This is a genomic window from Bradyrhizobium sp. A5 (genome assembly GCF_042076515.1).
Lineage (GTDB): Bacteria > Pseudomonadota > Alphaproteobacteria > Rhizobiales > Xanthobacteraceae > Bradyrhizobium > Bradyrhizobium cosmicum.
The window spans coordinates 6,643,794-6,655,560 of sequence record NZ_CP148990.1 but is presented as its reverse complement, the minus strand read 5'-3'; the positions used below and the strand labels follow the sequence as shown (position 1 = coordinate 6,655,560).

Below are 11,767 nucleotides of genomic sequence, written 5' to 3'. Positions count from 1 at the left end.
CCTGGTTAGTCAATCCCTTTTTGCGCGATCCTGTTGCCGGGCACTTGCTTCTGTACGGGATCGGCGCGAAGGCCGTCGCCTGATGGGGTGCATTTGAGGAGCCGGCCGGCCAATCTACGGAAGCGTGGTTATGACCCACTTCCCGGATGGCGGCCTGACCGGATCCATCGTCCCGGCTAGGGACCTCGCTCAGGGAGAGCCTGATGTCGTGACTCCCCCAGAACCGATTGATGCTTCCTTGTTTAAGTTGCGGCCATGGCGATGACCTTGGCCTTGTTTTTGACCTCGGGGTTGAAGGGTTTGGCATCGGCGAGCATGCGATGCAGGATGACGGCAAGCTTGCGTGCCAGGGCGACCTTGGCCTTGCGCATGCCGGCCCGATTGGCGATCCGCATGGCCCAGCTCTTGAGCGCCGAACAATTCTTCAGCGGCTTGGTCAGCATGACGTGAGCCGCCTGGTAGAGCGCCTCGCGTACGGAGGCGTCGCCGATCTTGCTGATGCGGCCGGTATAGTCGGTTTCTCCTGATTGGTATTTCCTTGGGGTCAGACCAAAGTGTGCGCCAGTGGCCTTCGAGGAACGGAAGCGCTTCGGATCGTCGATCGCCGCAGCATAGGTGAGCGCCACGATCGGACCGACGGAAGGCGTCGTCATCAGGAGCTTGGCGGAGGGCTGCGCTCTGGCGAGCTTCTGGGTGTGCCTGTCCAGGCTCTTGAACTCCTGGAGTAGCACGGCATGGGCCTGGAGGAGCGCCTTGGCGACCAGCTCAAGTCCGGGGTGACCGGCGACGAGTTCCCGGATACGTTCGGCGAAGGTGCGCTCGGTGGTCTTACCGACCTTCAGGCCGAAGCCCCGCAGCACGCCGCGCAGACTGTTCTCGACATCCTGCAGCTTCGACTGCAGCAGCTTGCGGGCCGTCAGAATGGCCCGCGTCTCCTGCGATGCAACGGATTTGCAGTGCACCGGCCGGAACCAGCCCAGCCGCATCAGCTGGGCGATCCCGCGCGCATCGTTGCGGTCTGACTTCACCGGCATTGCCTTGAAGGCATCGCGCACGTGCCGCGTCTCCAAGAGCTCGACCGCAAGTCCTGCATCCCGCATCGCCGCGTACAGCCATTGCGACAACGGACCTGCCTCCAGACCGATCCGCTCGCACGTCAGCCCCAGCGACCCGAACCACCCGATCAGAGCCTCCGGCTCGCTCAAAACCTTCGTCTCGCGCAAAATCTTGCCCGCTCCATCCACCAGGCAAACGCTCGAGCATTCCAAAGACACGTCAATTCCTGCATAGTGGTACACGGTCGTCCCTCATGATGCTTGGAGCGGGCTTGCCCGACTCCGTTAAACACCATCAATTTGAGGGACGACCGCCTTCCATCCAACAGGCCGCTCGCGAGCGCGCTTCCAAATCGCGCCGTAGCGAGCGGGCGGCCGGCCCGTTACCCCATCTACGCTGACAGTCCGCAGCGTCAATCCGCTACGATCTTCACGCGATCGCGCACCTTCACCTGCGCGCTGCGATCGAGCCCGTTGAGGACGCGGAAGCGTTCGGCGGGGTGATCGACACCGGCCATGCGGTGGGAGAGCGATTCGACGGTGTCGCCGGGCTGCACGGTGATGACCTTGATGCGCAGCGGGCGCGCGGCCTGGATTTCGTCGAGGGTCAGGCGGCGGAACGAATTGACGGTCTCGCGCGCGTTGCGCTCGCTCTCGGTCGACTTCTGCCGTGCCGCGAAGATGAAGCGATAGACGTCGCTGCCGAAACGCAGCGCGTAGACCTTGAACTGCCACTGATCGCCCTTGGCAGTGGCAGACGCCGCCGGAAAACCGTTGATGGTGATGTCCTCGATGGATGCCTTCTCGACGCCTTCCATCCAGCCCGAGTTCAGGTAATCGCCGAGCGACTGCTCGGCCGGTACGCGCACGACGTCGAAACGCATCGCCTGCGAGCCGCCGTCGCGCACGCCGATCACCGCCTGCGCGGTGTTGTCGAGCGTGAAATTGTCCGGCGCCTGGAAGGTAAAGCCGAGCTTCGGATGCAGGAACCGCCGGCCGCGGACGAAACCCTCGCTGGGATCTTCGCCATAGACGAGATTGTCGATCGCGGCGAGATAGGTCTCGCGGTCGCGCTCGCCCCCTTCAGGAGCGACATATTGCCGTGCGATGGTCTGTGCGTTCTGCACGCGCTCCGGGGTCGCCGGATGCGACGAGGTGAAATCCTGCGCGCGCGGATCGAGCGAGGTCTTGCCGACCTTCAGCTCGGCATTGCGCTCCATCGCCGACAGGAAGCGGGCGGCGCCATAGGGGTCGAAATGGGCCTTGGCGGAAATGCCGACGCCGATGCCGTCGGCCTCGAACTCCTGATTGCGCGAAAAGCTCGCCATGGTGAGCTTGGTCTTGGCGAGTGCCAGCGCGGTGAGATCGGGGTCGTTGCTCATGTCGGTGACGACGCGGGTGACGATCGCGGCCTGGCGGGCCTGGTCCTCGCGCATCGCGGCGTGCTTTGACAGCACATGCGCCATCTCGTGGCTGAGCACGGAGGACAATTCCGACGTGTCGCTCGCAAGCGCAAGAAGTCCGCGCGTGACATAGAGCTGGCCGTTCGGCAGCGCGAAGGCGTTGACCGCGCCGGAGTTGAGAATGGTGACCTTGTAACCCTGGTCGGGACGGTCGGAAGCCGCAACGAGCCGGTCCACCGTCTTGCTGACGAGCGATTCGAGCCTGGGATCGTCATAGGTGCCGCCATAGCTGGCCAGGATGCGCTCGTGCTCCTTCTCGGTGGCGGGGGTCTGCGCGACGGCCGGCTTCGGCTTCGGCATCGCGACCGTCTGGGTCGGCACCGCGGCCTGGAACCGGCCCATATCGCCGCAACCGGCAAGGGCTGTGCCCAGCACGAGGCAAAGCGCGGCCGGCGCAGCCCGCAGGCGGCGGCAATCACCTCGTCCGTGCCGTTCTAGCACCCCATTCACGTCGCTTAACCCGTGCCTGGCCCGCTAAGGCCTTACCCCTGTCGGATCGTTTGCGCCCAGCAACTCGATCTGTCCCACCCGGAGCACGTCGATACGCGGCCCCGTATTCCCCTCGACCCAGCCCCGAACGCGAATACGTCGATTTTCCAGGGACTTAAGGGAGATCCCGACGCTTTCGAACGCCGGTAGCATGCGCCTTGAAATAGTCACGGCAAAGCCGCGTGTCCAGTTTCCTCCGAAGTTGAGGTAGGTCACTGCCCCAGCTTGCCGGACCGACAGGACTTTGCCTTCGACCACCATAAAGCGCCCGATCCCGGCCAAAATATCGTCCGGACTTTCCGCGTTTTTTATGGCCGACGGGTCAGCCCAGTTGCCCTTTTTTTCGCGCCGCGCCTCGGCCTCCGACGCCATCAGGGCCGCTGCGCAGTCCCTGTCGGTGATTTCGGCGGAGACGATAGCGGCGCCCCGGGCCAGGAGGGCGGCCTGCACCGAGGTATCGTCCTCGCCGACAAAGATCAGCGCGGCTTGGCGGCCATAGCGGTCGGGCGTGTCGTCAGTGCTCCGCAGCGTGACGTCGCGGCCGACGAGCAGCGCTGTTAGCGCCAGCTTCGTCGTTGCGGTTGGTTCGATGCCGGTAAGGCGGACCTCGCGGCCATCATCGAGACGCACGCTACGCGCATCGACGATTGCGGCGACGCGGCCTTCGCCTAGCGTTTCGAATTGGCACGGCGTGGCGAACGCCGTGCGACTCGCGACGAAAAGAAATGCGACGATGAGATGAAGCAGTCGCGTCACGGCGCCCGGAGAGGTTGCGTTGCGCGTCAATCTTAACTCAAGCGTGGCGAGGCGCGAAGAGGTTTCCCCACACTCCGTGATTGCGAGCGCAGCGAGCAATCCAGAATCCGACCGCGGTGACAGTCTGGATTGCCTCGCTGCGCTCGCAATGACGTGGAAACATTTATCCGCACCTTGCCATTCCGCTTTGCGGAAATCGCGCGCCGAACATGCGGCCTCTTCGCACCTGCGCTTGCTGCGCTCTTGCGCATGCGGCATGATTGCGGCAACAGCCATAATCAAGCGCCCAAAGAGTGCGGCGCGATAAGGGAGGTCTCTTTACGATGAAGAATATTTTGTCGGGCATTTTTGCCGCAGCGTTTGCTCTGAGCGCGAGCGCCGCCGCGCAGGCCCAGGACAAGCCGCCGCTCAAGATCGGCGGCATCCTCGACATGTCGAGCCTTTACGCAGATATCACCGGCCCCGGCAGCGAGACTGCAGCCAAGATGGCGGTCGAGGATTTCGGCGGCGAGGTACTCGGACGCAAGATCCAGGTGCTGGCCGCGGACCATCAGAACAAGGCCGATCTCTCCGCCAACATCGCTCGCGACATGCTCGACAATCAGGGCGTCGAGATGATCTACGACGTCGCGGCCTCGGCGACTGCGCTTGCCGCCGGCGAGATCGCGAAAGCGCGCAACAAGATCATCATGTTCAACGGTCCGGGCTCGATCCGTCTCACCAACGAGGCCTGCGGTCCCTACACCATCCACTACGTGTTCGACACCTACGGACAGGCCAACGTGACCGGCCTTGCAGCCGTGAAAGCCGGCCTCGATACCTGGTTCTTCCTCACTGCCGACTATGCCTTCGGCCAGGACCTGGAGAAGGACACCAGCGCCGTCGTCACCAAGACCGGCGGCAAGGTGCTCGGCGCCGTCCGTCATCCGCTCAACACCTCGGATTTCTCGTCGTTCCTGCTTCAGGCGCAGGCCTCCAAGGCCAAGGTGATTGGCCTTGCCAACGCCGGCGGCGACACCGTCAACGCCATCAAGCAGGCGGCCGAGTTCGGCATCACCAAGGGAGGCCAGAAGGTCTCGCCGCTGCTCGCCTTCGTCTCCGATATCGACTCGATCGGGCTGGAGACCGCTCAGGGCCTGCTGCTCGCCGAAGCGTTCTACTGGGACCTCAACGACGACACCCGCGCTTTCTCCAAGCGCTTCATGGGGCGCACCAAGCGGGTGCCGACCTCGGCGCAGGCCGGCGTCTATTCCTCCGTCACGCACTATCTGAACGCCGTGAAGGCGGCCGGCACGACTGACGCGGCCGCGGTCATCAAGGTGATGAAGGAGACGCCGATCAACGACTTCTTCGCCAAGAACGGCAAGATCCGCGAGGACGGCCGCATGATCCACGACATGTACCTGTTCGAGGTCAAGAAGCCGTCGGAATCCAAGGGCCGCTGGGACGATTACAAGCTGCTCGCCACCGTGCCCGGCAGCGAGGCGTTCCAGTCGCTGGAGCAGTCGCGCTGTCCGCTGGTGAAGAAGTGACGCGAAGCGTCGTAGCGACACGCGCGTCCAACAACAGGTTGTCATCCCGGGGCGCGCGTAGCGCGAGCCCGGGATACATCGGGCCGCAATGACTGGCGAGAAATGGATTCTCAGGTGCGCAATTGCGCACCGTAGTTCGCGCTTCGCGCGTCCCGGAATGACCGAGCAAAACAACAACAAGGGAGACCACCCATGAGCAACGACATGGTCCTGCAAAAGCTCGAAGGCGGGCTGCTCACCATCACCATGAACCGTCCCGAGCGGAAGAACGCGCTCAACCCCGAGATGGTCGCAGGATTGGTCGAAGCGGCGCGGCGCGCGGCCGATGATCCCGAGGTGCGCGCGGTGCTGTTCAAGGGCGCGGGCGGCTCGTTCTGCGTCGGCGGCGACGTCAAGTCGATGGCGGCGGGCCGTGCGCCGCTGCCGTTCGAGGTGAAGATGGCGAACCTGCGCCGCGGCATGGAGGTCTCGCGCATCCTGCATCAGATGCCGAAACCCGTGGTGGCGCAGCTTGATGGCGCCGCGGCCGGCGCCGGCCTGTCGATGGCGCTGTCGTGCGACCTGCGCATCGCGTCCGAATCCTGCAAGATCACGACCGCTTTCGCCAAGGTCGGATTCTCCGGCGATTACGGCGGCACCTATTTCCTCACCCAGCTGCTCGGCAGCGCGCGGGCGCGCGAGCTCTATCTGATGTCGCCGGTGCTGACCGCGAAGGAGGCGCATGCGATCGGCATGGTGACCAAGGTTGTGCCCGACGCCGAGATCGACACGGCGGCGCACGAACTCGCGCTGTCGCTGGCGCAAGGGCCATCGATTGCGCTCGGCTTCATCAAGCGCAACATCAACAATGCCGAGCATCTGCCGCTGGAGGATTGCTTCGACGGCGAAGCGATCCACCATACCCGCTGCAGCGACACCGAGGACCACAAGGAGGCCGCCAAGGCCTTCGTCGAAAAGCGCAAGCCGGCCTTCAAGGGGGCATGACGATGGCGCCCTATGTGTGGCTGCGGCAGATCTGTCTGGTCGCGCCGCAGCTCGCGCCCGTGATCTCGGACATCGCCGAAATCATGGGCCTCGCGGTCTGCTACCGCGACGGCAACGTCGCCAAATACGGCCTGGAGAACGCGCTGCTCCCGGTCGACACGATCCTGCTGGAGGTGGTCGCGCCGTTCAAGGACGGTACTACAGCCGGCCGCTTCATCGAGAAGACCGGCGGCCGCGGCGGCTATATGGCGATTTTCTGCTGCAACGATCCGGACGAGCGCGGCCGCAATGCCAACGCGTTTGGCGTGCGGACCGCCAACGTGATCGACCACGCGCCCTATCACGGCGTGCAGCTCCACCCCCGCGACTGCCGCGCCGCCTTCATCGAGTTCAACCACACCGACGGCAGCGACGACATTCTTGGTGCGTATCCGCCGGCGGGTCCCGACTGGCAGAAGTTCATCCGCAAGGATGTGACGCAGGCGCTGACCGCGGTGGAGATGCAGAGCCCGGATCCGCAAGGGCTGGCGGAGCATTGGGGCAAGATCATCGGTGTTGCGCCGGGTGGCGGTGCCGAACTGAAGCTGCCCAATGCGACCTTCCGCTTCGTGAAGGGCGCCAGCGAGATCATGAGTGCGCTGGAGTTTCGGGTGACCGATGCTTCGAGCGTGCTGCATGCCGCGAAGGCCAGGGGGCTCGCGGTGGCGGGGAACGAGTTCCTGCTGGGTGGAGTGACGTTCCGCATAAGCTAGCGGCTTGCCGGCGCTCCCCTCTCCCCTTGCGGGAGAGGGTGGATCGCCGCAAAGCGGCGAGACGGGTGAGGGGTTCTTCCGCGCAGGAAGTTTCGTTCGCGGAGAGAGACCCCTCATCCGGCGCTTCGCGCCACCTTCTCTCACAAGGGGAGAAGGAAGAAGAAGCTACCTGCCCTTGAAGTTCGCCACGCGGCGCTCTTCCGTGGCCTTGACGCCTTCCTTGAAATCTTCCGTCGCGCGCAACCTCGTCTGCTCGGCGAGCTCGTGATTGGTCGCGGCCATCACGCGGTCGGCGAGGTTGGCGCGCATCGTGGCGCGGGTGGAGAGGAGGCCGAGCGGAGAGCATTCGGCGATCTCGGCGGCGAGCTTCATGGCGCCCGCCTTCACCTGGTCCTGCGGCACCAGCTCGTTGGCGAGGCCCCATTTGTAGGCTTCTTCGCCGGTGACGCGGCGGCTGGTGTAGAACATCAGCTCCGCGTTGTTCTTGCCGATCAGCTCCGGCAGCGTCGTGGTCAGGCCGAAGCCGGGATGGAAGCCGAGTTTTGTGAAGTTGGCCGAGAAGCGGGCTTCGGGGCAGGCGACGCGGAAATCGGCCGAGACCGCGAGGCCCAGCCCGCCGCCGATGGCCGCGCCTTGCACGGCCGCGACGATCGGCTTCTTGGCGCGGAAGATGCGCACGGCCTGGATGTAGAGATGGTTGATCGGGCCGAGGTTGTCGGCCGGGTCGCCCTTTTTCTCGGCTTCGCGCGCTTCCTGCGCCTGCCGCGCCGGGTCGCCGAAATTGGCACCGGCGCAGAACGCCTTGCCCTGTGCGGACAGCACCGAGGCGCGGATCTCGATGTCACGGTCGAACTCCTCGAGCGCGTCCGCGATCTGGTTGATCAGCGAGATGTCGAAGAAGTTCAGCGGCGGACGGCGGATCTCGATAGTGCCGACGTGGCCGACTTTTTCGACGCCGATATCTGTATAGGTGCTCATGATGTCCTCGAAGCGTTAGCGCAAACCCAGTCGGCGCGACTAGCGCAGACCGAGTCCGCGCGCGATGATGCCGCGCAGCACCTCGGTGGTGCCGCCCTGGATGGTGAGTTTGGGTGCGGTCTTGATGGCGAAGTCGAGCTGCCGCTCCAGCGTCTCGCGATTGGTCGCAGTCTCCTCGACGAAAGCGGCGAGATCGCGGACGCGATGCGGAAGCTGCTGCTCCCAGACCGTTCCGATGTCCTTGACGATGGAGGCCTCCACCACCGGCTCCTTGCCGGCCTGAAGCATGCCGGCAACCGAGACCGACATGCGCCGCATGGTGTGGAGCTGGGCGACGAGACGGCCGATGCCTTCGGCGCTGCGCGTATCCGGATTGGGGCCGACCGCGCGGACCAGCTCGGTCAGCACGTAATAGGTCTCGAGGAAACGTTCGGGCCCCGAGCGCTCATAGGCGAGCTCCGACGTGGCCTGCTTCCAGGCGCCATCGACCTCACCGAGTACGTGATCCTCGGGCACGAAGAAGTCGGTGAAGACGACCTCGTTGAACTCGTACTGGCCGGTGATCTGGCCGATCGGGTTCACTTGGATACCCGGCTGCTTCATCTTGACCAGGAACTGCGTCAGGCCGTGACGACGGTTTTCCTTGGTCGGCGGCGAGGTCCGGAAGATCGCGATCATGTAGTCGGCGATGTGCGCCGACGAGGTCCAGATCTTGGTGCCATTGATGAGATAGCCGCCGTCGGTCTTGGTCGCGCGCGTCTTGGCGGCGAACAGATCCGAGCCGGAGTTCGGCTCGCTCATGCCGATGGCGAAGCAGATCTCGCCGCGGCAGATGCGCGGCAGGATATCCATCTTGATATGCTCGGGTGCATATTTGATCAGCACCGGCCCGCTCTGACGATCGGCGACGAAGAAGCGTCGCGTCGGCGCGTTGGCCACGCGCATCTCCTCGGTCACCACGTAACGTTCGAGGAAGGAGCGCTCCTGGCCGCCATATTTCTTCGGCCAAGTCATGCCGAGCCAGCCCTTGGCGCCGACCCGGCGGGAGAATTCCGGCGCGTCGGTGTCTTCGCGGTTGGGCTTGTGCGGGTCGAAGGTGCCGGCGGCGATCTCTTCGGCGAGGAACGCGCGGACTTCCTTGCGCAATTGCTCGCACTTCTCGGGCAGGCGGATCGGATCAAAACGGAGGGCAGCGGTCATTGTTGTCTCGTCTCCTGATCAGCGCGACGCCACGAGCGGCCACAATTCGTCGGCACCACGGCTCGCGACCAGCTTGCCGAGCTCGACGGCCCAATGGCTCTCCGAGCCGAAATCGTCGCGCCAGGCCAGCGCCCGCAGCGAGTAACGGTGCAGGATGTGCTCGATGGTGAAGCCGATCGCGCCGTGGACTTGATGCGCGATGGCGCCACCCTTTTCCGCGGCTTCGGCGCAGCGGATTTTTGCGGAGGCGGCTTCGAGATAGACCGCGTCGTCGAATGATTTTGCATTCGCGATCGCGTCGGCCGCGGAGGTCGCAGCCGCGAGCGCTGCGGCGGACTCGCCGGCGAGACGGGCGAGATTGTGCTGCACCGCCTGGAATTTCGAGATCTTCTTCTCGAAGGCGACCCGCTCGTTGGAGTAGCGCACGGAGATGTCGAGCATCGCTTCCAGCGCGCCGGCGATCTGAAGGCTGCGCGCGACGCCGCCCATCAGCATCAGGCTGGTCTGGTCTACGCCATCAGGCGCGGCCTTGATGGTGACGGGCTGGACCTTGTCGAGCGTGACGGTGTCGCTGTGGTCGTAGCCGACATTGAGGCCGGATTCGATCCGGCCCTTGCCGGCGTCGACCAGCGCGATGGAGACGCCGTCCTTGCCGTGTGCCAGCACCGCAAAGTGCCTGGCTGCCTTTGCGAAGGGTATGCCGCGAGCACGGCCGGAGAGCGCGCCATCGGCATCGAGCGTGATGCGGTCTCTCGGAGAGGCCGGCAGCACCGTCATCTCACCTTCCGGCGAGCTGATCTTCGCCTGCGCCAGCAGCCAGCCGGCGAGCATCGTTTCGGCCAGGGGAACTGCGACCGCGAAACGGCCGGCGGCGTTCAGCAGCGCAAAGCCGTCGGCGAGGCTCGCACCGGAGCCGCCGAGATCGTCCGGCACCCATGACAAGGGCAAGCCGGCTTCGCTCAGCGCCTGCCACAGCGGCGCCTGCCACGAATCCTTCTTGTCGTTATTGATCTCTTGCGGATCGGCGAGATCGGCGAAGATTTTCTCCGCGGTCTCGACGACGATATTGTCACTCTCCGCCACAGCGTTCCCCGTGTTTTGCCATTGGCGCGGTCCGCCCAATGGGGTGGCGCGCGGTCTCTTCTTGCGCCCGATGATCGGAAAAAGCCATGGCCCTGACAAGCGTTGATCGCAAGCCCGTCTGCGGCACCGGCATGGGCGCAAGACCCCATCTGGATTAATTCCGTTTAGCGGAGTTTGCTCGATTTGCAGGGCGCGGCAAACTCGCTAAACAGGTCGCCGATATTCAATCAAGGGGAAGGACATCCGGATGGCAAAAGACAGTCTGTGCGCAATCGTGACGGGGTCTGCATCCGGGCTGGGTGCGGCGACCGCGGAAATTCTCGCGCGGAGCGGGGCGCGGCTCGTCATCAACTATTCGTCGAGCCAGAAGGAAGCCGAGGCCACGGCAGAGCTCTGCCGCAAGGCCGGGGCCGCGGAGGTTGTGGTCGCGCAGGGCGATGTCTCGAAGGATGAGGATTGCCGCAAGATCGTCGCGGCCGCCAGCGGCTGGGGCCGGCTCGACATCCTCGTCAACAATGCCGGCACCACCAAGCATGTGGCTCACGCCGATCTCGACGGATTGTCGGCGGAGGATTTTCAGCGCCTTTACGGCGTCAACACCATCGGCCCGTTCCAGATGGTGCGCGCGGCGCGCAGCCTGCTCGAGGCCGGGTCGAAAGCCTCTAGCCGGCCGTCGGCGGTGGTCAACGTGTCCTCGGTCGCCGGCATCAGCGGCGTCGGCTCGTCGATCGCCTATGCCGCGAGCAAGGGCGCGCTCAACACCATGACGTTGTCGCTGTCGCGCGCGCTGGCGCCGCTGATCCGCGTCAACACGGTGTGCCCCGGCTATATCGATACGCCCTGGTTCACCAAGGGCCGCGGCGAGGCCGGCGCCAAGCAGGTGCGCGACAGTGTGGTGGCCAAGGTGCCGCTCAAGGTCGCCTCAACCGCCGACGACATCGCGCAGCTCGTCTGCTTCCTGGCGATGCCGGCGTCCAGCAACATGACCGGTGAGGTCGTGCGGATGGATGCGGGGATGCATTTGATTACGTGAGAGTGCTCGGCAAGCTCTCTCCGCGTCATGGCCGGGCTTGACCCGGCCATCCACGTATCGCCGCGCAGATCGAAAGACGTGGATGCCCGGGTCAAGCCCGGGCATGACGATGTTGAGTAGGCGTGCCGTTTCTCGGCGCTTCGAGTCGCTACCCCTTGATCACGCCGCTTGCCACCAGCCTGTTCCAGATGAACAGCACCACCACGGCGCCGATGGTGGCCATGATGAATCCCGCGCCCTGGTCCGGGCCGTAATGCCCGATCGACTGGCCGATCAAGGTCGCCAGAAATGCCCCGGCGATGCCGAGGATGGTGGTGAGGATGAAGCCGCTCGGGTTGTTCGGTCCCGGCGCGAGCCAGCGCGCGATGAGGCCGGCGATGAAGCCGACGACGATGATCCACAACAGGCCGCCGAAACTCATGACAATGCTTCCCTTCCTGAA

At 64.7% G+C, this 11,767-nt stretch carries 11 protein-coding genes; 4 read left to right on the top strand and 7 right to left on the bottom strand.

Annotation, left to right across the window (positions count from 1 at the left end; all coding sequences use genetic code 11):
- Positions 1 to 242: 242 nt before the first annotated feature.
- The 3 genes from WHZ77_RS31480 to WHZ77_RS31470 form a co-directional block, all read right to left on the bottom strand.
- Positions 243 to 1,298: an IS110 family transposase gene (locus tag WHZ77_RS31480; protein WP_375309069.1), complete on the bottom strand. Its 1,056-nt coding sequence runs from the start codon at positions 1,296 to 1,298 to the stop codon at positions 243 to 245.
- A gap of 170 nt (positions 1,299 to 1,468) precedes the next feature.
- Positions 1,469 to 2,860 carry a M48 family metalloprotease gene (locus WHZ77_RS31475; protein WP_375314856.1) on the bottom strand — a complete coding sequence of 464 codons (1,392 nt, stop codon included), beginning with the start codon at positions 2,858 to 2,860 and terminating at the stop codon, positions 1,469 to 1,471.
- Between the two features lie 132 nt (positions 2,861 to 2,992).
- Entirely contained in the window at positions 2,993 to 3,844 is an 852-nt protein-coding gene (locus tag WHZ77_RS31470) for a thermonuclease family protein (RefSeq protein WP_375314855.1), read from the bottom strand.
- Positions 3,845 to 4,086: 242 nt separating this feature from the next.
- On the opposite strand from WHZ77_RS31470, the gene WHZ77_RS31465 reads away from it, so the two are divergent.
- The 3 genes from WHZ77_RS31465 to WHZ77_RS31455 all read left to right on the top strand — a co-directional run bounded on the left by WHZ77_RS31465 (position 4,087) and on the right by WHZ77_RS31455 (position 7,031).
- The gene (locus WHZ77_RS31465; protein ID WP_375311482.1) at positions 4,087 to 5,295 is read left to right on the top strand and encodes an ABC transporter substrate-binding protein; all 1,209 of its coding nucleotides are present in this window, start codon (positions 4,087 to 4,089) and stop codon (positions 5,293 to 5,295) included.
- A gap of 192 nt (positions 5,296 to 5,487) precedes the next feature.
- Positions 5,488 to 6,279 (top strand): enoyl-CoA hydratase, encoded by a 792-nt coding sequence (locus WHZ77_RS31460; RefSeq protein ID WP_375311481.1) that lies wholly within the window; start codon positions 5,488 to 5,490, stop codon positions 6,277 to 6,279.
- 2 nt (positions 6,280 to 6,281) lie between these two features.
- Complete coding sequence (locus WHZ77_RS31455) at positions 6,282 to 7,031, top strand: hypothetical protein (protein ID WP_375314854.1); 750 nt, start codon at positions 6,282 to 6,284, stop codon at positions 7,029 to 7,031.
- A gap of 165 nt (positions 7,032 to 7,196) precedes the next feature.
- Here WHZ77_RS31455 and WHZ77_RS31450 read toward each other — a convergent pair whose 3' ends face one another.
- From WHZ77_RS31450 to WHZ77_RS31440, 3 genes are read right to left on the bottom strand one after another with little or no spacing between them, the layout of a single operon-like run.
- Positions 7,197 to 8,009, bottom strand: coding sequence for an enoyl-CoA hydratase/isomerase family protein (locus WHZ77_RS31450; RefSeq protein ID WP_375311480.1), 813 nt, complete (start codon positions 8,007 to 8,009; stop codon positions 7,197 to 7,199).
- Between the two features lie 39 nt (positions 8,010 to 8,048).
- Positions 8,049 to 9,209 (bottom strand): acyl-CoA dehydrogenase family protein, encoded by a 1,161-nt coding sequence (locus WHZ77_RS31445; RefSeq protein ID WP_094890895.1) that lies wholly within the window; start codon positions 9,207 to 9,209, stop codon positions 8,049 to 8,051.
- 18 nt (positions 9,210 to 9,227) lie between these two features.
- Complete coding sequence (locus WHZ77_RS31440; protein WP_375311479.1) at positions 9,228 to 10,292, bottom strand: acyl-CoA dehydrogenase family protein; 1,065 nt, start codon at positions 10,290 to 10,292, stop codon at positions 9,228 to 9,230.
- A 247-nt stretch (positions 10,293 to 10,539) separates the two neighbouring features.
- On the opposite strand from WHZ77_RS31440, the gene WHZ77_RS31435 reads away from it, so the two are divergent.
- Entirely contained in the window at positions 10,540 to 11,325 is a 786-nt protein-coding gene (locus WHZ77_RS31435) for an SDR family NAD(P)-dependent oxidoreductase (protein WP_143842294.1), read from the top strand.
- 148 nt (positions 11,326 to 11,473) lie between these two features.
- Here the strand turns inward: WHZ77_RS31435 and WHZ77_RS31430 are convergent, their stop codons facing one another.
- The gene (locus WHZ77_RS31430; RefSeq protein ID WP_375311478.1) at positions 11,474 to 11,746 is read right to left on the bottom strand and encodes a GlsB/YeaQ/YmgE family stress response membrane protein; all 273 of its coding nucleotides are present in this window, start codon (positions 11,744 to 11,746) and stop codon (positions 11,474 to 11,476) included.
- Positions 11,747 to 11,767: the final 21 nt, after the last annotated feature.